This is a genomic window from Rhodanobacter terrae (assembly GCF_042657005.1).
GTDB lineage: Bacteria > Pseudomonadota > Gammaproteobacteria > Xanthomonadales > Rhodanobacteraceae > Rhodanobacter > Rhodanobacter terrae.
Genome location: NZ_JBHSNG010000011.1, coordinates 85,006 through 110,484, shown reverse-complemented (window position 1 = coordinate 110,484; position 25,479 = coordinate 85,006). Strand labels below are relative to the sequence as shown.

The window sequence follows — 25,479 nt, the reverse complement described above, 5'->3', positions numbered from 1 at the left end:
TGGGAGCGACTTCAGTCGCGACAGGGCTTGCGCGACATTCGACGATCGCGACTGAAGTCGCTCCCACGAGCACACTCTAGTTCAGGCGCGGGCTTCACGCATCCACGCGGCCAATGCCCGACTCGTGCGCGGCATGCTCATCCTGTGCATCGAGCAACGCGCCGCCGGCCGCGGTGACCAGCACGATCATGCCGGTGCCGACCAGCCAGGCGAAATACCATGCGCCCAGCTCGCCCAGCACGATGGCCATGAGGATCACCACCGCCGCAATGACCATGAAGAGAACGAACTGCAGAAAGGTTTTCATGGCGGATCCTCAGTAGGCGTGTTCGTCGGCGGAGACATGGTCGGCGCTGACCTTTCCGCGCATCACATAGAAGGCCCAGCTGGTGTACCAGACGACCAGCGGCACGAAGACCGCGGCGAAGCCGACCATCCAGGTCAAGGTGAGCTGGCTGGAACTGGAATTCCATATCGTGAGGCTCTGCGCCGGCGTGCTGCTGGACGGCAGCAGGAACGGGAACAGCGCCGTACCCGCCGTACCGATGACGCCGAGCCAGGCCACCGCACCCAGCCACCAGGCCAGATGCGAGCGCCTCGCGCCGGCGGCGAGCAGACCCAGCAGCATGCCGGCAAAGCCCAGCGCCGGCACCAGCCACAGCACCGGATGGGCATGGAAGTTGGCGAACCATGCACCATCGGCCAAGGACACGTTCTGCTGCAACGGTGTCTGCGCGATACCGGCGGCCGGGCCGCCGGTCAGCACGAAGCCCTGCATGCCGCGCACCCAGAAACCGCCGATCGCGAACAGCACGATCGCAAGCACCGACGACACCCTGGCCAGCGTGCGGGCCCGGGCGTGGATGACGCCCTCGGCACCGTTCATCACGGTGACCGCGCCCATGAATACCGACAATGCCGCCGACAGCAGGCCGCACAGGATCGCGAACGGATTGAGCAGCCCGAGGAAGGACCCCGTATAGGTCGAAGTCAGATTCCAGCTGAAGTGGAACGGCGCACCGTGGAACAGGTTGCCGAACGCGGCGCCGAACACCACCATCGGCACCAGGCCGCTGACCAGCAGCGCCCAGTCCCACGCGTGGCGCCATGCTTCGGACGGCAGCTTGCTGCGGTACTCGAAGCCGAGGGGACGCATGATCATGCTCCATAGCAGCAGCATCATCACCACGTAGAAACCCGAGAAGGCGGTGGCGTAGATCAGCGGAAAGGCGGCGAACACCGCGCCGCCGCCCAGCACGAACCACACCTGGTTGCCCTCCCAGTGCGGACCGACGATGTTCAGCGCGACGCGGCGCTCGAGGTCGCTGCGGCCGACGTAGCGCAGGATGGTGCCTACGCCCATGTCCATGCCGACCATCACGGCCAGGCCGATCAGCAGCACGCCGAGCAGCAGCCACCAGGTGATTTGAAGCAGTGCATACGTTTCCATCGCTCAGCCCTCCTGCGCGTAGCTGGCCAGGCGGACGGCCCGCGGCGTGTCTGTGAGTAGGCCGGCGCTCTCGCCGGAATGGGATGGGTCGGGACCGATGCGGATGGCGCGCACCATCAGATACATCTCGGCGACGATGAAGGCGGTGTACAAGCCCACGAATCCGACCAGCGAGAAGATCATGTAGCCGACGCTGTGCGTGGAGGCGGACATCCAGGTCGGCAGCATGCCGTAGACCGTCCACGGCTGGCGTCCGAGCTCGGCCACCAGCCAGCCCATCTCGCAGGCCAGGAAGGGCACCGGGATCATCCACACGGCGATCTTCAGGAACCACCGCTGGTGCTCGACGTTGTTGCGCATGCTGTAGATCACCGCCAGCGCGAAATACGCCAGCATCGCCAGACCCATCAGCACCATCACACGGAACGACCAGAAGATCGGCGCCACCTGCGGGATGGTGTCGCGCGCCGCCGTGGCGATCTGCGCGTCGGTGGCATGGGTCACGTCCGCGGCGTAACGCTGCACCAGGAAACCGTAGCCGAGATCCTTCTCGTGGGCGTGGAAGATGGCCAGCGCGGCGGCATCGCCGGGAGCGGCGGAGAGCGACTGCAGTGCCGCCACCGCGGGGATGCCGTTGCGGATGCGTGCGATCGCGTCCTGCTCCAGCCGGTCGACGCCGGGAACGGCGCCGTCGATGGAATGGGTGACCAGCAGCGACAGCGCATACGGCACCTGCAGCTGGCCGTGGTTCACTTGATCCTTCTGCGAGGGAAACGCGATCAGGTTGAACGGCATCGGTGCCGGCTCGCTCTTCCACAGGCCTTCCATCGCCGCCAGCTTGGTCGGCTGGGCCTGGCCGCCGATGAAGCCCAGCGCATCGCCCAGGGTGATCACCCCGGCGGTGGCCAGCACGCCGAACAGCACGGCCATGCGGAACGAGCGGCGGGCCAGCTCGACATGGCGCCGCTGCAGCAGATACCAGGCGCTGACGCCGGCCACGAAGATCGCCCCGGTGACGTAACCGGCGATGCTGGTGTGCACGAACTTGGCTTGCGCATCGTGATTGAAGATCAGCTCGGTCAGGCTGCTCAGCTCCATCCGCATCGTCACCGGATTGAAGCTCGCACCCGCCGGCGTCTGCATGAAGCTGTTGGCGATCAGTATCCACAGCGCCGACAGGTTGGAGCCGAGCGCCACCATGTAGGTGACCGCCAGATGCTGGCCCCGCTTCAACCGCTTCCAGCCGAACACCATCAAGCCGATGAAGGTGGCCTCGAGGAAGAAGGCCATCAAGCCCTCGATCGCCAGCGGCGCGCCGAAGATGTCGCCGACGAAGCTGGAGTAGAACGACCAGTTGGTGCCGAACTCGAACTCCATGGTGAGGCCGGTGGCCACGCCAAGGGCGAAGTTGATCAGGAACAACTTGCTCCAGAACTGGGTGATCTCCCGGTAGATCGGCTTGCCGGTGGTGACGTAAACCGTCTCCATCGCGGCCAACAGGAACGACAGTCCCAGCGTCAGCGGGACGAACAGGAAGTGGTAGAGAGCGGTGAGCGCGAATTGCAGACGTGACAGATCGACAACGTTGATGTCATGCATGACGTGGCGTCCTGACTGGAAGCGTGAAGCCCGGATGGGTGAAGCCTATGCCGGTGCATTGTTTCTCTTTCGCCCCGATGGATTTTGATCACGATCAAGTCGTGGGGAGATTTCCGCGCCACCCCTTCCGACCTGGCACGGCGGCGTGCAGGCATGCCAGGCACATGCCGCTCGGGCATGCCCTGAGGCGCTCGCATCTCCTCGAGCGCCTTTGCCTTTCGGCATGCCGTCAATGCACCGGCGTCAGGAAACCGCTTGATCCGCTACGGGGCCGCGCGGTGCGGAGCAGGCTGTGCGGTTACGCACACGTCAGGCGGATACCGTCGGATGTGTTTGGGCGGGATGCACCTGCACGCCGCTGCCGTCGCGCACGACGACGTCCACCGCGACGCCGTGGCGTACGCTTTCGGTGACGATGCAGAAGTCCTCGAACTGCGCCAGCAGCCGCTCGATCTGCGCGTAGCCGGCGGCGGCTCCCGGCAGCTCGATCGCCACGTCGATATGCGCCACGCGCAGGCGATTGTGCTCGTTGCGTTCCAGCCGGGCCTTCGCCCGCGCCACGATGCCGCCCGGGTCGTTCTTGTACTTGCGCAGCGAGAACAACAAGCTGGCACTGAGGCAATTGGCCACGGCGGCGACCAGCATGCGCGACGGGTTCGGGCCGGTGCCGCCGCCCAGCGGTGCGGATTCGTCGGTGTGCAGCGCGGGGATCGCGGTGTCGTCGAACTCGATGCGGAAGACGTAGTCCGACTCCTGGGTCAGGGTGAGGGTGAATTCCTGGGTCTCGCTCATGCTCACGCTCCTTCGGGGGATGCTGTCTCGGGCAAGGGATGCCGCTGCAACCATACGTAATACAGCAGCGGGATCACCAGCAGGGTCAGTGCGGTCGACACCAGGATGCCGAAGATCAGCGACACCGCCAGGCCCTGGAAGATCGGGTCGTCGAGGATGAAGAAACCGCCTATCATCGCCGCCACCCCGGTCAGCACGATGGGCTTCGCGCGCACCGCCGCGGCGTTGATCACCGCATCGCGCAACGGCTGTCCGGCAGCCAGCGCGTGGTTGATGAAGTCGATCAGCAGGATCGAGTTGCGCACGATGATGCCGGCCAGCGCGATCATGCCTATCATCGAGGTGGCGGTGTACTGCGCGCCCAGCAACGCATGTCCCGGCATCACGCCGATCACGGTCAGCGGAATCGGCGCCATGATGATCAGCGGCACCACATAGCTCTTGAACTGACCGACCACCAGCAGATAGATCAGCAGCAGGCCGACCGAATAGGCCAGCCCCATGTCGCGGAACGTCTCGAAGGTGATCTGCCATTCGCCATCCCACTTCACTGCCGCCCGGGTGGTGTCGGTGGGCTGCGCGGTGAAGTACTGCTGCAGCAGCTGGCCGCCCAGCCGCTCGTGGCCCAGTTCGCCGACCAGCGAGAACATGCCGTACAACGGGCTGTCGGTGGCGCCGGCGTCGTCACCGGTGACCGTGGCATAGGGCAGCAGGTCCTTGTGGTAAATCGCCTTTTCCCAGTTCGCCGGCTGCACGCTGACCACCTCGGACAACGGCACCAGCGCACCGCCTTGCGCACGCACGCGCAACGCCAGCAGCTGGTTCATCGCCGCCTGGTCGCCGGCGTCGAGGCGCAGGCGTATCGGCACCGCGTATTTCGCGTGGCCGTCCATCAGGTAAGTTGCATCGTCTCCGGACAACGCGGTGCGCAACACCTGCGCGATGGACGCCTGGTCCAGCCCCAGCCGCGCCGCGCGTGCGCGATCGACCACCAGCACCTCGCGCGGCGCATCCGCCTCCACGCTGGTGTCGACATCGACGATGTCGGGGTTGGCCCTGAATTTCTGCTCCAGCTCGAGCGCCGTGCGGCGCACGCCGGCGTAGTCGGGTCCGTAGACCTCGGCCACGATCGGTGCGAGCACCGGCGGACCGGGCGGCACCTCGACTACCTTCACCGAGGCGCCGTAGCGCGCACCGATGCGGGCCAGCGCCGGCCGCACCGCCAGCGCGATGGCGTGGCTCTGGCGCGAACGCTCGCTCTTGTCGACCAGGCTCACCTGCAGGTCGCCGACGATGGGGCCGCTGCGCAGGTAGTACTGGCGCACCAGCCCGTTGAAGGTGATCGGTGCGGCGGTGCCGGCATAGCCCTGCCAGTCCTTCACTTCGGGCACGCCGGCCAGGCTCTGCGCGAGTTCGCCGAGCAGCCGGTTGGTCCGCTCCAGCGTGCTGCCCTCGGGCATGTCCACCACGATCTGGAACTCGGACTTGTTGTCGAACGGCAGCATCTTCAGCACTACCGCCTTGATCACCACCAGGCCCACGGCGGCCAGCACCAGCACGCCCATCGCGGCGAACAGCAGGCGGCGTCGGCGCGGCGCACGGTCGCCGTCGAGGAACGGCAGCATCAGGCGACGGAAGACGCGGTGCAGGCGGCCGTCGCTCGTGGCATGGCTGTCCGTCGGCGCAGCGTCGCTGTGCCGGTGATGGCCGAGCAGCTTGAGCGCCAGCCATGGTGTCACGATCAGCGCAACCGCCAGCGACAACAGCATGCCGGCCGAGGCGTTGATCGGGATCGGCCGCATGTACGGCCCCATCAGGCCGGACACGAAGGCCATCGGCAGCAGCGCGGCGATCACCGTGAAGGTGGCCAGGATGGTCGGCCCGCCGACCTCGCTGACCGCCGCGGGAATCGCTTCGAGCAAGGTGCGCCCGCCCCGAGCCGTCTCCGATCCGGCCATGTGCCGGTGGATGTTCTCCACCACCACGATCGCATCGTCGACCAGGATGCCGATCGAGAAGATCAGCGCGAACAGCGAGACGCGGTTGATGGTGAAGCCCATCGCCCACGACGCGAACAAGGTCAGCGCCAGGGTGATCACCACCGCGCTGCCGACCACGATCGCCTCGCGCCAACCCATCGTCAGCAGCACCAGCAGCACCACCGACGAGGTGGCGAAGATCAGCTTGTGGATCAGCTTGTCCGCCTTGTCGGTGGCGGTCTGGCCGTAGTCGCGGGTCACCGTGACGTGCACGCCGGCGGGAATCACCACGCCTTCGAGTACATGCAGCTGCGCGCCGATCGCGCGGGTGATGTCGGCGGCGTTGGTGCCCGGCTTCTTCGCTATCGCGATGGTCACTGCCGGCGCGTTGCCGGTGGGCGGGCCGGCCTTGCCGGCGGGCGCGCCGAACCAGACGTAGCGGCTGGGCAGGTCGGCGCCCTGATGGATCGTGGCCACGTCGGAGAGGAACACCGGCTGGCCGTTCTTCAGGCCGATCACCAGCTGGGCCACATCCGCCGCGTCGGCGAGAAAGCGTCCGGCGGTCACCGGCACGTCGCGGTTGCCCGTCACGCGGTCGCCGACCTGGGTCACCACATTGGCCGCGCGCAAGGCCTTGGCCAGGTCGCCGACCGCCATGCCGTACGCGGCCAGTTTCGCCGCATCCAGGTCCACCACCACCGCCCGCTCGGGTGCGCCGATGGTGTAGACGTCGCGGGTGCCGGGCACGCGCTTCAATTCGGTTTCCAGCGTATGCGCGACTTCGGCCAGCCGGGTCGGACCTTGCGCGGGGTCGTCGCTCCACAGCGTGAGCGCCATCACCGGCACGTCGTCGATGCCCATCGGCCGCACCAGCGGCTGGCCCACGCCCAGGTTGGGCGGCACGAAGCCCTGGTTCTGGAACACCTGGTTGTACAGCCGCACGATCGCGGTCTGCCGCGGCACGCCGACCTGGAACTCCACCGTGATCACCGCCATGCCGGGCCGGCTCACCGAGTAGACGTGCTTGACGCCTTCCAGCTCGGCCAGCTTCTGCTCCAGCGGATAAGCCACCAGGTTCTCGACGTCGTGCACGTCGGCACCGGGGAACGGCACCATCACGTTGGCCATGGTCACGTCGATCTGCGGTTCTTCCTCGCGCGGCGTGATCATCACCGCGACCAGGCCGAGCAGCAGTGCCGCGATCGCCAGGATCGGCGTCAGCGGCGAACGCTGGAAGGTGCGGGCGATGCGGCCGGAGAAGCCGAGCCGTGGCTCGCTCATGGCGCGATCCCCTGGCTGCCACCGGCCGATCCGCTCCCGCTCGATCTGTGTTCGATCAGCCAGCGCGCGGCGGCGGCCGGGTCGGTCGCCACCCGTTCGCCGTCGTCGAGCCCGGCCAGTACCTCGACCTGATCCGCGTAGCGATGGCCGATGCGCAGCTGGCGCAAGGCCACACCGTGTTCATCGAGCACGTACACGCCCAGCAGCTCGCCACGCTGCACCAGCGCGCCGGCCGGCACCAGCAGGCGTTTCGCCTCACCGGTGGCGAAGGCGACCTTGACCGTCATACCCGGGTACAGGCCGGTGTCGCCACCGGGCAACTGCAGCCGCACGTTGAAGGTATGCGTATTCGGGTCGGCATACGGAAACACGTTGACGCTGCCGGCGGCGATCCGCCGTGCGCCGCTGCCGCCGAGCAGCACGTCGGCCGCGTGAAAATGGCGGATGGTGTCGACCGCGCTCTGCGGCACCTGCACGTTGACCCGCAGATCGTCCAGCGCCTGCATCGCGATCAATGGCTGCGGCGACGGCGGGCCGGCCTGCACGGCCTCGCCCACCTGCACATAGCGGCGGGTGATGATGCCCGCATAAGGCGCGCGCAGCACCGTGTAGTCCAGCGCCTGGCCAACTTGATCGAGCTGGGCCCGCGCCGACGCCAGCGCCGCCCGTGCCGCATCGCGCAGGGCGCGCTGCTGATCCATCTGTGCCGCGGACACGAATCCCTTCGCGTAGACCGCCTCGATGCGCTGGTACGACGCGGCGGCCTCCTTGTAGGTCGCCGCGGCCGAAGCGACCTGCGCCTGGGCCGCGCCGCGCGCCGACTTCTGCTCGACATCGGTGAAGCGCACCAGCACATCGCCTTTTGCGACGATATCGTTGACGTCGTGCGGCAGCTCGAGCACCCGCGCATTGGTTTGCGCAGTGATGGTGGTCTGGTTCACCGCCTCCACCACGCCATCCCAGACCTGTTCGTCATGCGCCGCCTGTGCATGCACGACCACGCTGGCCAGCGCCGGCGGCGGGCTGTGCGTGGCAACCGGCGAATTCCGGTGGCCGCAGCCGGCCAGCGCGACAACGGCCAGCGACATGACGACATGGCGCAGGAAAGACTTCATGGCAACCGACTCTCGGCGTGTCATCGATGCGGATTTCATCAGGGTGGATTTCATCGGCGCGGAAATCAGCGAGGTTGATTCGCGCCATCGGGCTGTGTCCCGGGCTTGAGCCGCTCGATGCCGAGAGCCTTCATCACGTACTTCTCGTAGACCGGATCGGTGTTGCCGGTACGGATCTTGCGCATGAAGTATTTCTCGAACGCGACCTTGGCCAGGTGCACCCACTTGCCCTGCTTCGCCCAGGTGACATTGCGCGGCGGGATCTGCGGAAGGGCCACGAACGCCGCGCCGCTGTCGCCCATGTCGGCCAGGCACACCGCGTTCCAGGTCGCCTCGGCGGTGGCTGCTCTGCCGTCGATGACGGCGTTGATGTTGGCGGCCAGCGCACCGACCATGGATTCGATCATGAAGCCGGTCTTGGGTGCCCCGGTCGGCACCGCGGTCGCTTCCACCGGCGGGATCGCCACGCACACGCCGGCAGCGAAGATGTTCGGAAACGCCGGATTGCGCTGGTGCTTGTCGATCAGCACGAAGCCGCGCGGATTGACCAGGCCCTCGATGCCGCGTACCGCGGCCACGCCGGTGAACGCGGGGATCACCATCGAGTAGGCAAATGGCAGCGTGTGCTCCTCCAGCGCCTGGCCGCGCGTGTCGCATTCGCTGACCTGCATCAGTCCGGGCTCGACCTTCTCGATGCGTGCGTTGGTGATCCACTTGATGTGGCGCTGACGCAGCTCCTTCTCCAGCAAGCCCTTGGAGTCGCCGACGCCGCCCAGCCCCATGTGGCCGATGTAAGGCTCCGGCGTCACGAACGTCATCGGCACCCGATCGCGCAATTTGCGCCGGCGCAAGTCGGTGTCGAGGATCATCGCAAACTCGTAGGCCGGGCCGAAGCAGCTCGCTCCTTGCGCGGCGCCGATGACCACCGGGCCCGGCGCTTTCAGGAACTCCTCGTAGGCCTGCCAGGCGGCGGTCGCATGAGCCGTGGTACAGACCGATTGGGTGTACCCGGCTAGCGGCCCCAGCCCCGGAACTTCGTCGAATGCCAGTCGCGGACCGGTGGTGATGACCAGGTAGTCGTACTTCAGCTCGCGGCCATCCTGCAGCAGCACGCGGTTTTCCGCGGGGCGAATCGCGCTGGCCGCCGAGTCGATGAATGCGATGTCGTGCCGGGCCAGTGCCGACGCGGCATCGATCTGCACGTCGGCCGGCTTGCGCCAGCCGATGCCGACCCAGGGATTGGATGGCGTGAACGAGAACAGGCCGCCTTCGCCGACCACTGTGACGCGATGGGCGCGACCCAACGCGGCCTTGATTTCATAGGCGGCACTCATGCCGCCCAGGCCCGCACCAACCATGACGACGTCGCACATGGCCGACTCCTGCTCTGGGTTGTTGACAGCGTGCGCTATCGGTGCCTGGCCGCACTTGAGCCTGGTCAAGTCCGCAGGAGATGGCGCGTCGTCGAGGTGCCGGATCGGCACGCGCATCGCACCCGGATTTCCCGACATGGCCGTGGTGCTACCTGGCCTCGTCGATGATGCGCGTGACGACCTGCTCCACTTCGCCGGCCGTCGCCACCAGCGCGGGATCGGTCGAAAGCAGGCCCAGCATCGGCACCGGCCGTATCATGCCGATCCAAGTCTTGCCGGCGTCGGTGTAGACCGAGATGCGGCACGGCAGCGCCATGTTCAGCCGCATGTCCGCCGCCAGCACGCTGGCCGCCTGCCGCGGGTTGCACACTTCGAACACCTTGCACTGGCGCTCGAACGCGACGCCCTTGCTGCGCAGGGTGGCGCCCAGATCGTGCACGTGCAGCACGCCGAAGCCGTTGCGCGCGACCGCTTCGGCCAGGTCGGCGGCGGCCTGTTCCGGCGTCTTGGATGTTTCAACGATGTAGTACACGGTTCACCTCGGCTCGACGGAATGGCATTCAGGACGGGAAGGCGCAGCCGGGCTTCAGGCCCAGCTTGCGCAGCAGCATCGCCAGCGGGCAGAAACCGGTGAACGCGGACTGCAGCAGGTTGGCGCCCACGAGCACCGGCAGCCAGATCCAGGCCGGCGCCACGAAGTGCGCCAGCGCGATACCCACCAGCACGACGGTGCCGGCGAAACCCAGAACGATGCGATCGACATTCATGGCGGAACTCCCGTGGTGGATGGAAACCGAGGTGCGGCTCACTAATTCAATAATCACTAAATTAGATTTATCTTAATTAGACTTTCATGGTAAAGTCAAGCCCACGAAGCAGAACAACTGCACCCGCGAGGAACACCTACCGATGAACATGCCGGCCGATGCGGATCTGGACCTCATGCAGTCGCGCGCCGAAGAGGCCTCGCAACTGCTCAAGACCCTGGGCAACGCGCAGCGCCTGCGCGTGCTGTGCCTGCTGCTGGACGGCGAGATGTCGGTAGGGCAGATCAACGAACAACTGCCCGAGCTCAGCCAGTCGGCGCTGTCCCAGCACCTTGCCCGGCTGCGCAACGAAGGCCTGGTCGGTACCCGGCGCGAGGCGCAGACCGTCTGGTACACCCTGCCCGCGGGGCCCGCCCACGCCATCATCGCCTCGCTGTACGACATCTACTGCGCCGCGGATACCGATTCGCGGGGCGCGAAGAACCGCTCCGGCCGCAGGCGCCGCGCCGGCTGACATTCGCCGGGCATTTCCAGACCAGGTCTGTTCACCGACGCGATCCGGATTGATCCAGGTCAGCACGGCGATCCAGGGCAATCGCGACAATGCGCCCCGAACTCCCGGCTTCGAGGTGTCCATGCAACTGGTCTGTCCTGCCGGCAACCTGCCGGCGCTGCAAGCGGCGATCGACGCCGGTGCCGATGCGGTCTACGCGGGCTTCCGCGATCAGACCAATGCGCGCGCCTTTCCCGGCCTCAACTTCAGCGACGCGGAGCTGCGCGACGGCATCGCCTATGCGCACCAGCGCGGCAGGCAGGTGTATCTGGCGCTGAACACCTACCCCGACAGCGCGCGGCTACGGCAGTGGTACAGCGCGGTGGACAAGGCCGCCGAGTTCGGCTGCGACGCGATCATCGCCGCCGAGATGGCGGTGCTCGACTACGCCACGCGGACGCACCCGACGCTGAAGCGGCACCTGTCGGTACAGGGTTCGGCCACCACCGCGCCGGCACTGCGCTATGCCCATGAGCGCTTCGGCATCAGCCGGGCGGTGCTGCCGCGCGTGCTGTCGATCCAGCAGGTCGAGCGCCTGTGCGAAGGCTCGCCGGTACCGCTGGAAGTGTTCGCATTCGGCAGCTTGTGCATCATGGTCGAAGGGCGCTGCCAGCTGTCCAGCTATGTCACCGGCGCCTCGCCGAACCGGCACGGCGTGTGCTCGCCGGCCAGCTTCGTACGCTGGGAGGAACACGACGACGGCCGCCGCAGCGTGCGGCTGAACCAGGTGCTGATCGACAAGTTCGAGCCGGCTGAACCGGCCGGCTACCCGACCGTGTGCAAGGGCCGCTTCGACGTGGGTGGCGAGATCTTCCACGCGCTCGAGGAACCGACCAGCCTGAACACGCTGGAGCTGCTGCCGCGACTGGCGCAAGCCGGCGTGGCGGCATTGAAGATCGAGGGCCGCCAGCGCGGCGTGGCCTATGTCGGCTCGGTCACCCGCACCTGGCGCGCGGCGCTGGACCGCTACCGCGACGCCCCGGCCAGCTGGAGCCTGCAGCCTGGCTGGCAGCAGTCGCTGTCGAAACATGCCGAGGGCCACCAGACCACCCTCGGCCCTTATCACCGCTCCTGGCATTGAGGCGACCACGATGAAACTCAGTCTGGGACCGCTGCAGTATTTCTGGCCGCGCGAACGCACGCTGGCGTTCTACCGCGAAGCCGCCGACTGGCCGGTCGACATCATCTACCTGGGCGAGACGGTGTGCAGCAAGCGCCGCGAACTGGGCACGCGCGACTGGATCGCGCTGGCCGGCGAGCTGGCCGCCAGCGGCAAGCAGATCGTGTTGTCGTCGCTGGCGCTGATCGAGGCGGAGTCCGAACTCGGCGTGTTGCGGCGGCTGGTCGATCACGGCGGCTGCTGGATCGAGGCGAACGATCTGTCCGCGGTGCAGCTGTGTCGCGAGCGCGGCGTGCCGTTCGTGGCCGGCCCCACGCTCAACGTGTACAACCACCAGGCGCTGGCGATGCTGATGGAAGACGGCCTGCGCCGCTGGGTGCCCGGCGTGGAGCAAGGCCACAGCTTGTTGCGCGAATTGCGCGAGGCGATGCAGGCGGAAGGCCGGCCGATGCCGGAGCTCGAGGTGATCGCGTTCGGCCGGCTGCCGCTGGCCTTCTCCGCGCGCTGCTTCACCGCGCGCGCGCTCGACGTGGCCAAGGACCAGTGCGGCTTCCGCTGCATCGACTATCCCGACGGCATGCCGCTGGCCACGCGCGAGGGCCGGCCGTTCCTGCGCATCAACGGCATCCAGATCCAGGGCGAGGAGATCACCGACCTCGGCCCCGAACTGCCGGCATTGCGCGAACTGGGCGTGGACGTATTGCGGCTGTACCCGCAAGCCGAGGGCATGGCCGAGGCGGTGGCGCACTTCCATCTCGCCCGCCGCTCGCCGGTGGCGCCGCCACGCATCGGCGCCCGCAACGGCTACTGGCACGGCGAGCCGGGCATGCGCATGGCCGAACCCGCATAAGCCGTCATCGATACTGTTCGGGAGCAGCAGGAAATCCGGGCCGCAGCCGGCAATGCGCCTTCGCTGGCCGTATCAGCTCAGCCGGTCGAACCATCCCCTCTCATATGACAAGAACGCATCGAGGATTTGCGGATCATGTTTGGTACCCCGCTCGCTGGCCAGGATGGACACCGCAGCCTCATGCGACTGTGCTGCATGGTAGGCACGACGCCTGCGTATCGCGTCATAGCTGTCGATCACCGACAAGACCCTTGCTTGCAGCGGAATGGCCTGCTCACGCAGACCATCCGGATAACCGTTGCCGTCGTAGTGCTCATGATGATGGCGCACCGTACGCGCGATCTCGCCTCCCATAAGCAGGTGCGGATCCATCCGGATGATGTACTCGCCGCGGACGCTGTGGCCCTTCATGATTTCCCACTCGGCGTCATTCAGCGATCCAATCTTGTACAGGATCGCATCGGGAATGCCGATCTTGCCGACGTCATGAAATCGGGCCGCCACAGCCACTGCCAGCAGCGCATCGCCGCGCAGACCGAGGTCCTCCGCGAACATCAGGGCCAGCTGGCTGACACGTCCGCAATGGGCTGACGTATGGATGTCGCGCAGTTCCAGCGCAGCACCCAGTACCGGTTCGACCCGCGAAAACCACGTTTCCATGTACCCCTCCGTGACGGCGCCCCGCTGCTGTCGCGGCGCCGTCTCATCGACGCGCCCTTTCGGGCGCACAGCGTGCCGGCGGCCATGCTAGCGCGCCGCGGCCAGCGGAGATACCAGTATCCGGCAACCCTGCCACGGCTAGCCTCGGCAAGGCGCGAATCAAGCCGCATACAGCAGCACGGTGGCGTAGTGGCAACCAGTGCCGGCCAGCACGAACAAATGCCAGACGAAATGGCTGTAGCGCAGCCTCTCGTGCAGCATGAAAAACACCACGCCCAGCGTATACGCCGCGCCGCCGCCGAACAGCAGGATCAACCCGCCCGCCGGCAGGTGCAGCCACAGCGGCCGGATCGCGATCAGCGCCATCCAGCCCATCGCCACATACAGCGCGGTGGACAGCCGGTGGAACCGAGCTCCCACCACCAGCTTGAACACCAGCCCCAGCAGCGCCAGGCTCCAGATCACGCCCAGCAGCACCAGACCCCAGTCGTCGCGCAACACGCCCAGCGCAACCGGAGTGTAGGTGCCGGCGATCAGCAGGTAGATCGCGCCATAGTCCAGCCGCTGCAGCCACGCCTTGACCCGCTCGTGCGATACCGCGTGATACAGCGTCGAGGCCATGTACAGCAGAATCGCGCTACCGCCGAACACCGCCGCCCCCACCACGGCCGACGCACTGCCGACGCGCACCGCTTTGACGATCAATACCGGCAGACCCACGATGGCCAGCAACACACCGAGGCCATGACTGATGCTGTTGGCTAGTTCCTCGCCGAAGGTGGACGGGCGCGAGGCGGAAATGGCTGACATGGAGGACCTTCTGCAAGACAGGACGATCAGGTAGGAGCCCGCTCGCGGGCGATGCTGTTGCTTTGATGGTTGGGTAGGAAAAATCAAAACAACAGCATCGCCCGCGAGCGGGCTCCTACAACAACAATAACGATGATGGCGGTCAGACCTTGGCGAACACCAGGCTTGCGTTGGTGCCGCCGAAGCCGAAGCTGTTCGACATCACGGTGGCCAGCTGCGCCGGCCGGCTCGAACGCACGATCGGGAATCCTTCGGCGCGCGGGTCCAGTTCGTCGATATGCGCCGAGCCGGCGATGAAGCCTTCGTCGAGCATCAGCAGGCTGTAGATCGCCTCGTGCACGCTGGCCGCGCCCAGCGCATGGCCGGTCAGCGACTTGGTGGAGGACAGCGGCGGCACGGCGTCGCCGAAGACCTCGCGCACCGACTGCAGCTCGACGATATCGCCCAGCGGCGTGGCGGTGCCGTGGGTGTTGAGGTAGTCGACCGGCGCACTCACGTTGGCCAGCGCCATCCGCATGCAGCGCACCGCGCCCTCGCCGGAGGGCGCCACCATGTCGGCGCCGTCGGAGGTGACGCCGTAGCCGACCAGCTCGGCATGGATGTGCGCGCCGCGTGCCCTGGCATGCTCGTACTCTTCCAGCACCAGCATGCCGCCGCCGCCGGCGATGACGAAACCGTCGCGGCTGGCATCATACGGGCGCGATGCGCGCTGCGGCGTGTCGTTGTAGCCGGTGGACAGCGCGCCCATGGCGTCGAACTGCGCGGTCATGCCCCAGTGTTCTTCCTCGCCGCCACCGGCGAACATCACGTCCTGCGCACCATGCCGGATCAGATCGGCCGCGGCACCGATGCAATGGCCCGAGGTGGCACAGGCGGCGGCGATCGAATAGCTCAGGCCGAGAATGCCGAACGCGGTGGCCAGCGTGGCCGACACCGTGGAGCACATCGTGCGCGGCACCATGAACGGGCCGACCTTGCGTACGCCCTTGTTGCGCAGCAGGTCGCCGGTCTCGATCTGCCACTTGGGCGAGCCGCCGCCGGAGCCGGCGATCACGCCGGTGCGGGGGTGGCAGATCTGCTCGATGGCAAGTCCGGCATCGGCGATCGCCGAACGCATCGCCACGTAAGCGTAGGCGGCGGCGTCACCCATGAAGCGGCGCGGCTTGCGATCGATCTCGGCATCCAGATCGATCTGCGGCACGCCCGCCACCTGGCTGCGCAGGCCCAGCTCGGCGTATCCCGGCATCGCGCGGATGCCGCTGTGGCCTTCGCGCAGCGCGCGCGAGACCGTCGTTGGCAGGTTGCCCAGGCACGACACGATGCCCATGCCGGTCACCACGACGCGGCGCATCTCAAAAGCCCTCGGTGGACTGGAACAAGCCCACGCGCATGTCGCTGGCCTCGTAGATCAGGCGGTCGTCGACGAAGGTCTTGCCGTCGGCGATCACCATGCGCAGCTTGCCGCGCATCACGCGGCGGATGTCGATCTCGTAGCGCAGCAGCTTCGCCGTCGGCATCACCTGCCCGGAAAATTTCACCTGGCCCACGCCCAGCGCGCGGCCGCGGCCGGGCTCGCCCAGCCAGGGCAGGAAGAAGCCGCTGAGCTGCCACATCGCATCGAGCCCGAGGCAGCCGGGCATCACCGGATCGCCGATGAAATGGCAGCCGAAAAACCACAGCTCCGGATGGATGTCCAGCTCGGCATGGATCAGTCCCTTGCCATGGGCTCCGCCCTCGGCGGCAATGTGCGTGATGCGGTCGAACATCAACATCGGCGGCGATGGCAGCCGCGCATTGCCATCGCCAAACAGCTCGCCGCGGCCACAGGCCAGCAGCTGTTCGTAATCGAACGAGGAAGGACGCGTCATGGAAAGCTCACTGGATCAGGAAGCTACAGTCTGCCAGCTGCGCCCGCGCATGTCTTGACGAGAGTCAACCCGCGCCGCGACCGTGGCCGCGGCATGCGGTGGCGACGTGAGGCATATCGTCGCAACGACGGCGCACCACTTCACCCGGAACGGCCGCGACTTTCCAGGCAATGCGCTCCAAGGCTGTGCCGGCGCAGCAAGGCCGCGTACAGCAGCGATCGGGCCAGTCGCATCTGCCAGCCGGCGTCCGCCGCGGCGGTGCAGCTACGCCATGCGTCACGCAACGACGGGGCCTCGCGCACCGGGCCGGCGGCCCGCCACAGCAGCGTGCGCAGCGCGGCAAGCGATGCCGGCGGCAGGCCGTCGCCGCGCTCGACCCAGCCATGCCTGCCCTGCCAGCCGTACGACGGCGCCATGCGGGCCAGCGCGGTACCCAGACGACGGCCGCACGCCACGCCCTCCAGCAACGAATTGCTGGCGAGCCGGTTGGCGCCGTGCACGCCGTTGCAGGCGACCTCGCCCACAGCGTACAGGCCAGGCAGCGTGCTGCGTCCATCCAGGTCGGTGGCCAGGCCGCCCATATGGAAATGCGCCGCCGGCGTGACCGGCAGCAGCGTCCGACGGGGGTCGAGACCATGCGCGAGGCACATCGTGAGCACCGTGGGAAAACGGATATTCCAGTCGCCGCTCACCGCCGTCGCGTCGAGCCAGACCTTGCCGCCCTCGCGCTGGATCTGCCAGACGCGGCGGGCCACCACGTCGCGCGGTGCCAGATCGCCCAACGGATGCAGGCCGCGCATCAGCGGCTGCCCGGCCGCATCGGTCAGGCGCGCGCCGGCACCGCGCAGGGCTTCGGTGATCAACGGCAGGCAATGGCCGCCGACATCCAGCGCGGTGGGATGGAATTGCACGAATTCCAGATCCCGCGGCAGCGCGCCGGCGGCCAATCCCAACGCCAGCCCGGCACCGTCCGCGCCGGCCGGGTTGCTGGTATGCGCGAACAAAGCGCCGACACCGCCGGTCGCCAGCACCACCGCGGCGGCCTCGATGTGTTGCCGGCGGCCACGCTCGTCGCAGGTGCGCACGCCGACCACCCGACCATCGCACAGCAGCAGCGCATCGACGTCGACGCCTCCGCGCCACTGCACATGCGCCGCCGCCTGCACCCGTGCGCGCAGCGCGTGTACCAGCGCGGCGCCGGTGGCGTCGCCGCCGGCGTGCACGATGCGCGACGTGCCATGGCCGCCTTCGCGCCCCAGCTGCAGGTTGCCGTCGACGCCACGATCGAACTGCACGCCCTGCTGTTGCAGCCAGGCGACGGTGCACGGCGCCTCGCCGGTCAGCCACTGCACCGCCGCCGCATCGTTGTGATGGGCGCCCGCTTCGACGGTATCGCCGGCGTGCGCGGCAGCGCTGTCGTGGGGGTCGAGCGCGGCAGCGATGCCGCCCTGCGCCAGCGCACTGGCACTGCCGCTGCCGTCGTGTGCGCGGCACAGCAGGCGCACCGGCGCCGGCGCCGCGGCAAGCGCCGTGGCCATGCCGGCCACGCCACCGCCGACCACCACGATGGGCAGGTGTGCATGCTTCACACGTCCTCGCGCCGCCCCACCGCCAGCATCCGCTGCAGCGCGGCGCGGGCCCGCGCCGCCACGTCCGCCGGCACCTCCACCGCGTGCTTCATGTCGCGCAAGGCTTCGTAGATCTTCGGCAAGGTGATCCGCTGCATGTGCGGACACAGATGGCACGGCTTGATGAACTCGGTGGCCGGGAACTGCGCACGCAGGTTGTCGGCCATCGAACACTCGGTGATCAACGCCACCCGCGCCGGTTTTTCACGTTCCAGCCACTTGCCCATCGCGGTGGTGGAGCCGACGAAATCCACTTCGGCGAGTACCTCCGGCGGACACTCGGGATGGGCCACCAGCATGGCGCCGAATTGCTCGCGCGCATGCCGCGCCTGCTGCGCGGTGAACTTCTCGTGCACCTCGCAACGCCCGTTCCACAGCACCAGCTCGACCCTGGTCTGGCCGGCAACGTGGCGGCCCAGGTACTCGTCGGGCAGGAAGATCACCTGGTCCGTGCCCATCGCCTCGACCACCCGCACCGCGTTGGCCGAGGTGCAGATCGCATCGGATTCGGCCTTTACCGCTGCCGAGGTATTGGCGTAGCTCACCACCGGCACGCCCGGATGCCGCGCGCGCAATGCCAATACGTCGGCGGCGGTGATCGACGAGGCCAGCGAACAGCCCGCTTCGGGATCGGGGATCAGCACGGTCTTGTACGGTGCCAGGATCTTCGCGGTCTCGGCCATGAAGTGCACGCCGCACAACACGATCAGGTCGGCATCACAATCGGCCGCCGCCTGCGCCAGCCCCAGCGAATCGCCGGTGATGTCGGCGACGCCGTGGAAAATCTCCGGCGACTGGTAGCTGTGCGCCATGATCACCGCGCCGCGCTGCTTCTTCAGCGTGTTGATCGCGTCGATCCACTGCAGGTGCAGAGGCCACTCCAGGCATGGCACCAGATGTTCGAGGCGTTCGCCCAGCACGGCATACTCGCGTTCGAGCTCGTCGCGCCAGACGGGTACGGGCAGGGTTTCGGGGGCGTGCATGGCGATCCGCGTGAAGGTGAAAGGCAAGCCGCGCAGCGCCATCGCCGCGGCGCGATCAGTCCTGACGGCGATGTGCTTCGCGCGCGGCACGCGCGAACCGTGCGCCGCGATTGAGCGCGATGCGCAGGCCCAGAGGCACCGATTCCCAGGGCAGCCGTTCGAGCAGGTTGCGTGCGGTGAGGCCGAGCTCGGTATCGCCGGTCAGTTCCAGCGCACGCTGGAAGAACAGCGTATCGGCGTCTTCCAGCCGACTGGCCAGCAGCAGCAGATCGGTGGCGCTGCCGCGCACGCTGGCTTCGGGTATCCCATCGCCGACGCACAGGCGGCTATCGTGCAGTTCCAGCACCCAGCGCAGTTGCAGGTCGCTGACCTCGATCCCGAGCCGGCGGCCGCGCATGAAATCCAGCGTGCCATCCCCCAGCGGCACGGCAAGTACGCGCGCCATCGCGCGTTCCAGCAAGGCGTGTTGCCAGCGCAGGGGCAGTACGCGCAGCAGCGGCGCGAACCGGCGCGGCGGCGGGAGCAGGCGCAACAGGTGCAGTGCGCGGGGTTCGGAAGCAAGCGTGTCGGACATGGGCTGCATCATGGCGGGCAACCGCATGGGCCCGCCTTGATCGAAGTCAATCGCCATGCCCTGCTGGCGGCAGGCATCGACGATCGCCAGGTCCAGCAGGCCGGTGGCGGTGTCCGCCGGGAGATCCAGCCGGTGCGCCAGCGACTGCGCGCGCGTGCGCACCCGCCGCTCGCGCGCCAGATCACGGGGCGGCACGCCCGCGCGCGGCTTCAGTGCCGCCACCGCGCGCACCAGCCGGCGACGCGCGGCCAGCAGCACGATCAGGCCGTCGTCGACGCGGTCGATCGCACCGCGCATGTGCGCCAGTGCGAGACGTTCAGGGTTGGGCAACAGCATGGGCAGGCTCCATAAATGGTTCGGCGGTCGTCGACTCGCGCAACGCCTGCGCCGCCGGGCGTACCTCGGCCGCATACACCTGTTGCGCTTCGGCGAGATCGAAATCGGCGTGCCGGCGCTTTCGGACGCCGTAGTCGGAGAGCAGCAGATGCGTGTGGGCGATGATGCCCGCGCTGGCGAGGCAGGCCGAGGCGCATTTCAGCACGCAGCCATCCAGCGCGAGAATGCGGCGCCCGCTCTGCGCCGTGCGCACCAGACCGATGACCCCGCCGCCCACACCGGCGATGCAGGACATCTCGGCGATGCCTTCGCGATCCAGCTTCAGCGCCAGATGGTTGGTCATCTGCGCCGCGCTCGAACAGCCGGAACAGGCATACACCAGCGGCAACCTCGCACTCACCGCCGCCCCTCCAGCGTCAACAGAAAACCATCCGCGCGCCTGCGCACGCCGCGCAGCGCCGACCACACGGCCAGCCAGGCGAACAGCAGCGCCAGCCCGGCCGCGCGGGCCAGCCATGGCGAGGGCCACAGCGCCGCAGCGGGCAACAGCAGCAGCGGCACTTGCGCCAGCAGCACACCGAGTTTGTCGCTGTCGGGCAGCAGGCGCTGCACGCCGGGCAACTGCACGCCGCGGCCGCAGCGTCGATGCAGGTCGATCCAGCCGATGAAGGCGACGATCTCCAGCGCCATGCCGATCAGCAGCAACGGCAGGGCGAAACCCAACCCGAGGGCGCCCGCCAGCACGCCGCCGCGCGCACCTCCGGCCAGAGCCAGGGCCGCCAGTACCAGCAGCACAAGTCCGGCGCGCCAACTCGACACCAAGGGGCCGCGGCGCAATCGCGCGGCGTTGCCCTGCAGCCACAGTGCGGCGCACGCGAACAGCAGCGTATGCGCCGCCACCACGCCGGTCAGCCACATCCCGTCGGCGTGATTCAGTCGCCACCAGGCGGCTCCGCCCAGCGTCAACGGCACACTGCCCAGCCACACCGCTTGTACCCACGCCGGCAGCGTCCCGGTGCCCTGGAACATCGGCATCACCACCCGGGCCACGCTGGCCAGCAGCACCACGACCCAACCCACTGCGCCCCAGCTGGCATGCACGTCGACCAGCGCCGCCAGCGGCAACGCTTGCCATCCATCCAGACCCAGCGCCAGGGTGCCGCCGAGCAATGCGACGAGCACGCCGAAACCGATCGCGACGCCGACGCCGGCACGCAGCAGCGGCTCGCCGACGGCCGCCAGCAGGCCCGGCACCGTCATCACCGCCAGCAGCACGAACGCCAACGGCAACAGCATCGCAGCCCCGCGCAACGCATAGCCCCAGCTTTCGTGCAGCCCGAGCACCAGCAGCAACACACCAAGATTGAACACGCCATGCAGCGACGATCCCAGCCGCGCCATGCCGCGCACCCGCACGCCGGCTGCGGCGGGGAGAAACTGCAATACGCTGCCGAGCATCACGTTGCCCAGCACGCCGAGGGTGAATACATGCGCCAAGGCCAGGGTTCCCGGATGCCAGCGCGTGCGCAGCAATGCATCGCCATCGATGAGCAGCAGCATGCCGCCCAGCATGCCCCACAGCGGTGCACTGAGCAGAAAGCGGCGCGGCAGCGACGCCTGCGGCGCCTGGTCAAGCGCAAGTCTGGCCATGCGGCACGGGGCGGTGAATGAGGACTCGGGCACTGCCGTCGTCCAGCAGCGAGGTGGTGACGCGCAGGCCGCGAGCGACCAGCAGATCGAGCAGCGGCAGCGGCCGCTGCGGCGTCAGTACGCACACCGCCTGGTCGGGCGCCAGTGCATCGGCCAGCTCCACCGCACGTTCCAGCGGCAGCGGACACGGCAGCCCGCGCAAGTCGTGTTCGGCTGGACCGATACGGTCTTCGGCGATCGCCGCGCCGGATGATCGGGATGCATGCATGGCGCGCATTGAACCATGCATCGGGCGAGCACCAGCTGACCTGGATCAACTCGCGCCGAACGGCGAAGGTTCGGCGCGCGATCGCGACCTCCGATCACAGATCCTGCTTGCCGCTCCACTCGAACTGGAACCAGACCCTGGTGTCGCTGCGACCAAAGCCATCGGCGCGGCAGTCGGCCAGCTTGACCGGCGCTTGCATGCCGCCACCCGGCGGAAAGCCCAGGGCCGCATCCCAATCGCTGCCGTGTCGTCGCCCGTGTCGGCGCCCGAGTGGGCGTGATAGTCGTGACAGCTCGCATTCCAGTTCAGCGGCTGCACGAAACCGCCGGCGGCGAACTTGCCGCGGACGGTGGCGTAGCGATCGTCCAGTCCGCCGGCTGGCGTGACGAGGAATCAGGCCGCTCCAGGCGTCGCTGAAGCGGGCCTGCACACCCACGCAACCGCAGCGTGCCGGCCCGCGCGTTCTTCGCCAAGGCCGCGTCGTCGACCGATTCGTCGCGCAGGCGCGCATTCCACAGCATTTGCACCGGCACTGCCTGAGATATCCCGGCTGCCGCATCGCCGACCGCGTCGTCCGCCCATACCGGTGATGCCAACGCCATGCCGGGTGCCACGGCCAGCATGTTCTTCCGGAACGTCTTCATTGCTTTCTCCCTGTTGACTGCAACGAAGTCTCCGGTGCATCGACAACTGCACTCCCGATGTGCATCAGGGGTGCATGCGAAGTCCGGCCGTCGTGACAACTTGCCGCGCACGCCGCTTTCCGCGACGCCTGGGCGCAGGCATCGGGCGCCCGCGGAGCGATATCGGCAATCCGTGCCCGGATCGCCCGGATCGCGACCTGTTCCGTCGATCAGGGATTTTTCAGCGCCTTGTCGACCGCCTGCACGAAGGCAGGGTCGGGCCCGCCCGAAGCCTCCGTCGCCGCCATGATGCGCCCCTGCGGATCGAGCAGGGATACCTTGACGTTGTGGCTGAAACCGCCGCCGGGCAGCTGCCGGTAGGCAATGCCAAGCACCCCGGCAAGCATGCCTTCGTCGCCGCGTTCGGCGCGCGCCAGCCGAAACGACGGAGGCTGCACATGGTGTTCGCCGGCCACTTTCCGCAGCATCGCCACGTCGTCGCGTGCCGGATCGAAGCTCACCAGCAGCACGGGAATCGACTTGCCCGAGCTTGCCGCCACCGCGTGCTGCAGATGCTTGAGGTATTCGATCTCCAGCGGACAGGCCATCTGGCACGAGCCGTAGAACATGCCTACCAGTCGCGGCTCGCCGCGCAGGGACGCGAAGTCGAAACGCTGCCCCTGCTGGTCGCGCAGAGTCAGCGCCGGGATCGCGTACACCGAGTCGGCCGCCACAGGGGATGGCGGCGGCGCTGCGGCGACACCGATCGGAAGCAGCACGAACGCGAGAAGCCCCATCAGCTTGCGTTGCATCTTCATCATCAATCTCCCTACGGATCCCTGACACATCGAAAGCCGACGCGCGGCGCCGTGTCGGCGGGCTCGAGCACGGTAAGCGCGGCAACCCGCATCATCAGCGCGTACTGATTCTTGTCGGCGAACGCCAGCGCCGAACCGCCGCACAAGGCGAGGTTGGCGACGCTTCCCGGCACTCTGGCATCGGAATTGGGAAACATCGCGGCGTAATCGCCGGTCCATTCCCACAGCAGCCGGTTCAGATCGCGCACGCCGTAGACATTGGCCGGACGCGTACCGATCGCGCCCGGCGGAATCCCGCCGGATTCCTGGATGGCCGACAGCAGGTCCTGGTTGCGCACCGGATCGCGCCGGGCATCGGTCCGCGTGGCGTCGGCGGCGGCGACGTACTCCCACTCGTACCAGTTGGGCAACCGGGCCCGCTCGCTGTCGCAATAGGCACGCGCGGCGAACCAGCTCACCTGGGTGACCGGCCGGTCGGGCAGACCAGCCTCGCCCGGTTCCAATGGCCCCCGCCACTGGCTCAGGTAACCGGAACCGGCCAGCAGCGACGGGACCTGCCCCCGCCGCCATTCGGGATGCTGCCGGACGAAGGCCAGGAATTCGGCGTTCGTCACCGGCTCGTTGCGCATGGAAAACGCGGCCAGCCGCAGATGCGCGGCGTGGCCGTCGATCGCCAGTGCGCTTTCGAACTCCCCGGCGGGTATCCGGACATAGTCCGCCGCCTTCGCCGCGAACGGCAGCAGCAGCCTCAGAACGAGGGCGAACTGGCGGAAGATCATCGGCATGTTCCGGCAGGATCGGCCGGTGGCGACGCCCGTGGGCAGCGCCACCGGGCTCTCCCTACTTCGCCGGTCCGGCCGCGCGCACGGCCTTGACCTCGCTCGCGCTGATCGTGCCGCCCTTGTTGTTGAAGTTGTTCAACACGTAGGTCAACACGTTGGCGATCTCGTCGTCGCTGAGCTGCGGCCCGAGGGCAGGCATCACCGACTCGTAGCCCGTGCTGTTCACGGTGATCTTGCCGCTGAGGCCATGCAGCACGATGCCGATCGCCCGCTGCGGATCGGAGTTGAGGTAATCGGACATCGCCAGCGGCGGGAACGCACCCGGCAAGCCCATCGCGTTGCCCTGGTGACAGGCCGAGCAGATCTGGGTGAAGACCCGCTTGCCATCGGCAGCCTTGTCGCCGGCGCTAGCCGCCATGCTCTGCTGTGCGGGAAGCGCGGCCTTGCTGACGAACGTGGTGTTCGGTCCCTTTTCATAGATAGCCGGCTGCGCCGGACCACTGATGTCGATCTGGCCCATCGCGCCCTTCATGAAGGCACGGGTGACCGAATGGTCGACCAGCAGCAAGGCGCCCGGTACCGGCGTGCTCAGCTCGACCATGGTCGCGCCGCCGGCGGGGATCAGGGTGGTCTGCACGTTGTGGTTGACCAGGGTGCCGCCCTCGACATTGGCGTCGTCGAAGATGCCGCCGATGACATGGAAACTGGAGGCCAGGTTGGGCCCGCCGTTGCCGACGAACAGGCGAACCGTGTCGCCCACCCCGGACTTGAGTGCGTTGTCTCCGGTCAGCGAACCTTCGCGGCCGTTGAACAACACATAGGTCGGCTGCTCGGCCAGCAGCTTCTGCATGTCGAACGACTGCAGGCCCGGCTCATGGTAGGTACCGGTGGTGTAGAAATCCCCCTGCATCACGTAGTACTCGTGATCGGCCTTCGGCAAGCCCTGCGGCGGCTCGACCACGATCAGCCCGTACATGCCGTTGGCGATGTGCATCGGCACCGGCGGCGTCGCGCAGTGATAGACGAACACGCCCGAGCGCATTGCCTTGAACGTGAACACGCTCTCGTGCCCCGGCGCCGTGGCGGTGGAGACCGCGCCGCCGCCCGGTCCCATCACCGCATGCAGGTCGATGTTGTGGGTCATGTGCGAGTTGGGGTCGTTGCGCAGGTGCAGCTCGACCGTGTCGCCCTCGCGCACGCGGATCAGCGGACCGGGCGTGGAACCGTTGAAGGTCCAGAAGTCATAGCGCACGCCATCGGCGATTTCCTTGACGACTTCCCTGGTCTCCAGGCGCACGATCACCCGCGCCGGATGGTTGCGATGGATAGGCGCAGGCACACCCGGCGGATCCACCAGCTTCTCCTCGATGGGCGCCCCCTGCGGAGCGCCGAAATCCGCCGCCAGGGCCCGGGAGTGGCCCGCGGGATTCGCTGCCTTCGCTGCCAGCGTGGGTGTTGCATACAGTGCAGCCGCCAGCAAGCTCGCTGACAGGACGATCGGTAACATGCGCGACATCGGTGTTCTCCTTGTTTTAGACGCCTGTCATCGAGATTAGGCGCTGCCCAAGGTGAAACCCTGATCCACGTCAGGCCGTGAGTC

26 protein-coding genes are annotated in these 25,479 nt (G+C 67.7%); 3 read left to right on the top strand and 23 right to left on the bottom strand.

The annotated features are described in order from the left end of the window. Positions 1-94 precede the first annotated feature (94 nt). From ACFPPB_RS11990 to ACFPPB_RS11950, 9 genes are all read right to left on the bottom strand, one after another. Entirely contained in the window at positions 95-307 is a 213-nt protein-coding gene (locus ACFPPB_RS11990) for a hypothetical protein (protein WP_377327343.1), read from the bottom strand. Between the two features lie 9 nt (positions 308-316). After that, positions 317-1,450 carry a cytochrome d ubiquinol oxidase subunit II gene (gene cydB, locus ACFPPB_RS11985; protein WP_377327341.1) on the bottom strand — a complete coding sequence of 378 codons (1,134 nt, stop codon included), beginning with the start codon at positions 1,448-1,450 and terminating at the stop codon, positions 317-319. 3 nt (positions 1,451-1,453) lie between these two features. Further along, entirely contained in the window at positions 1,454-3,049 is a 1,596-nt protein-coding gene (locus ACFPPB_RS11980) for a cytochrome ubiquinol oxidase subunit I (RefSeq protein ID WP_377327339.1), read from the bottom strand. A 309-nt stretch (positions 3,050-3,358) separates the two neighbouring features. Then, on the bottom strand, positions 3,359-3,841 hold the full coding sequence (locus tag ACFPPB_RS11975; RefSeq protein WP_377327338.1) for an OsmC family protein: 483 nt from the start codon (positions 3,839-3,841) through the stop codon (positions 3,359-3,361). Positions 3,842-3,843: 2 nt separating this feature from the next. After that, positions 3,844-7,101, bottom strand: coding sequence for an efflux RND transporter permease subunit (locus ACFPPB_RS11970; RefSeq protein ID WP_377327336.1), 3,258 nt, complete (start codon positions 7,099-7,101; stop codon positions 3,844-3,846). Continuing rightward, on the bottom strand, positions 7,098-8,216 hold the full coding sequence (locus tag ACFPPB_RS11965) for an efflux RND transporter periplasmic adaptor subunit (RefSeq protein ID WP_377327334.1): 1,119 nt from the start codon (positions 8,214-8,216) through the stop codon (positions 7,098-7,100). The genes ACFPPB_RS11970 and ACFPPB_RS11965 overlap by 4 nt, the downstream gene beginning before the upstream one ends. Positions 8,217-8,281: 65 nt before the next feature. Further along, a complete protein-coding gene (locus tag ACFPPB_RS11960; protein ID WP_377327332.1) occupies positions 8,282-9,589 on the bottom strand; it encodes an NAD(P)/FAD-dependent oxidoreductase in 1,308 nt (435 codons plus the stop codon). A gap of 148 nt (positions 9,590-9,737) precedes the next feature. Next, the gene (locus ACFPPB_RS11955; RefSeq protein WP_377327330.1) at positions 9,738-10,121 is read right to left on the bottom strand and encodes a DUF302 domain-containing protein; all 384 of its coding nucleotides are present in this window, start codon (positions 10,119-10,121) and stop codon (positions 9,738-9,740) included. A gap of 28 nt (positions 10,122-10,149) precedes the next feature. Further along, positions 10,150-10,356 carry a YgaP family membrane protein gene (locus ACFPPB_RS11950; protein ID WP_377327328.1) on the bottom strand — a complete coding sequence of 69 codons (207 nt, stop codon included), beginning with the start codon at positions 10,354-10,356 and terminating at the stop codon, positions 10,150-10,152. 142 nt (positions 10,357-10,498) lie between these two features. On the opposite strand from ACFPPB_RS11950, the gene ACFPPB_RS11945 reads away from it, so the two are divergent. From ACFPPB_RS11945 to ACFPPB_RS11935, 3 genes are read left to right on the top strand one after another with little or no spacing between them, the layout of a single operon-like run. Beyond that, on the top strand, positions 10,499-10,870 hold the full coding sequence (locus ACFPPB_RS11945) for an ArsR/SmtB family transcription factor (RefSeq protein WP_377327326.1): 372 nt from the start codon (positions 10,499-10,501) through the stop codon (positions 10,868-10,870). 49 nt (positions 10,871-10,919) lie between these two features. Beyond that, positions 10,920-11,990, top strand: a complete 1,071-nt coding sequence (gene ubiU, locus ACFPPB_RS11940; RefSeq protein WP_377327324.1) for a ubiquinone anaerobic biosynthesis protein UbiU — start codon at positions 10,920-10,922, stop codon at positions 11,988-11,990. A 10-nt stretch (positions 11,991-12,000) separates the two neighbouring features. Next, the gene (locus ACFPPB_RS11935) at positions 12,001-12,879 is read left to right on the top strand and encodes a U32 family peptidase (protein WP_377327322.1); all 879 of its coding nucleotides are present in this window, start codon (positions 12,001-12,003) and stop codon (positions 12,877-12,879) included. 72 nt (positions 12,880-12,951) lie between these two features. Here ACFPPB_RS11935 and ACFPPB_RS11930 read toward each other — a convergent pair whose 3' ends face one another. The 14 genes from ACFPPB_RS11930 to nirK all read right to left on the bottom strand — a co-directional run bounded on the left by ACFPPB_RS11930 (position 12,952) and on the right by nirK (position 25,395). Then, positions 12,952-13,608, bottom strand: coding sequence for an HD-GYP domain-containing protein (locus ACFPPB_RS11930; protein WP_377327320.1), 657 nt, complete (start codon positions 13,606-13,608; stop codon positions 12,952-12,954). 90 nt (positions 13,609-13,698) lie between these two features. Continuing rightward, a complete protein-coding gene (gene trhA / locus ACFPPB_RS11925) occupies positions 13,699-14,349 on the bottom strand; it encodes a PAQR family membrane homeostasis protein TrhA (protein WP_377327318.1) in 651 nt (216 codons plus the stop codon). Between the two features lie 142 nt (positions 14,350-14,491). Then, on the bottom strand, positions 14,492-15,700 hold the full coding sequence (gene fabB, locus ACFPPB_RS11920; RefSeq protein WP_377327316.1) for a beta-ketoacyl-ACP synthase I: 1,209 nt from the start codon (positions 15,698-15,700) through the stop codon (positions 14,492-14,494). Between the two features lies 1 nt (position 15,701). Next, positions 15,702-16,217, bottom strand: a complete 516-nt coding sequence (gene fabA / locus ACFPPB_RS11915) for a 3-hydroxyacyl-[acyl-carrier-protein] dehydratase FabA (RefSeq protein ID WP_377327314.1) — start codon at positions 16,215-16,217, stop codon at positions 15,702-15,704. A 140-nt stretch (positions 16,218-16,357) separates the two neighbouring features. Beyond that, positions 16,358-17,806 carry an L-aspartate oxidase gene (locus ACFPPB_RS11910; RefSeq protein ID WP_377327312.1) on the bottom strand — a complete coding sequence of 483 codons (1,449 nt, stop codon included), beginning with the start codon at positions 17,804-17,806 and terminating at the stop codon, positions 16,358-16,360. Further along, complete coding sequence (gene nadA, locus ACFPPB_RS11905) at positions 17,803-18,828, bottom strand: quinolinate synthase NadA (RefSeq protein WP_377327407.1); 1,026 nt, start codon at positions 18,826-18,828, stop codon at positions 17,803-17,805. Before nadA ends, ACFPPB_RS11910 begins: the two co-directional genes overlap by 4 nt. Positions 18,829-18,883: 55 nt before the next feature. After that, a complete protein-coding gene (gene ubiT, locus ACFPPB_RS11900; RefSeq protein ID WP_377327310.1) occupies positions 18,884-19,738 on the bottom strand; it encodes a ubiquinone anaerobic biosynthesis accessory factor UbiT in 855 nt (284 codons plus the stop codon). Then, positions 19,719-20,138, bottom strand: a complete 420-nt coding sequence (locus ACFPPB_RS11895; protein WP_377327308.1) for a putative zinc-binding protein — start codon at positions 20,136-20,138, stop codon at positions 19,719-19,721. The genes ubiT and ACFPPB_RS11895 overlap by 20 nt, the downstream gene beginning before the upstream one ends. Continuing rightward, complete coding sequence (locus ACFPPB_RS11890; protein ID WP_377327306.1) at positions 20,135-21,388, bottom strand: hypothetical protein; 1,254 nt, start codon at positions 21,386-21,388, stop codon at positions 20,135-20,137. Before ACFPPB_RS11890 ends, ACFPPB_RS11895 begins: the two co-directional genes overlap by 4 nt. After that, a complete protein-coding gene (locus ACFPPB_RS11885) occupies positions 21,369-21,656 on the bottom strand; it encodes a DUF2249 domain-containing protein (RefSeq protein ID WP_377327304.1) in 288 nt (95 codons plus the stop codon). Before ACFPPB_RS11885 ends, ACFPPB_RS11890 begins: the two co-directional genes overlap by 20 nt. A gap of 305 nt (positions 21,657-21,961) precedes the next feature. Next, complete coding sequence (locus tag ACFPPB_RS11880; protein ID WP_377327302.1) at positions 21,962-22,300, bottom strand: hypothetical protein; 339 nt, start codon at positions 22,298-22,300, stop codon at positions 21,962-21,964. Positions 22,301-22,509: 209 nt separating this feature from the next. After that, the gene (locus tag ACFPPB_RS11875; RefSeq protein WP_377327300.1) at positions 22,510-23,100 is read right to left on the bottom strand and encodes an SCO family protein; all 591 of its coding nucleotides are present in this window, start codon (positions 23,098-23,100) and stop codon (positions 22,510-22,512) included. 8 nt (positions 23,101-23,108) lie between these two features. Beyond that, positions 23,109-23,927 (bottom strand): formylglycine-generating enzyme family protein, encoded by an 819-nt coding sequence (locus ACFPPB_RS11870; protein WP_377327298.1) that lies wholly within the window; start codon positions 23,925-23,927, stop codon positions 23,109-23,111. Between the two features lie 10 nt (positions 23,928-23,937). Beyond that, positions 23,938-25,395, bottom strand: a complete 1,458-nt coding sequence (gene nirK / locus ACFPPB_RS11865; protein ID WP_377327296.1) for a copper-containing nitrite reductase — start codon at positions 25,393-25,395, stop codon at positions 23,938-23,940. Between the last annotated feature and the right edge of the window lie 84 nt (positions 25,396-25,479).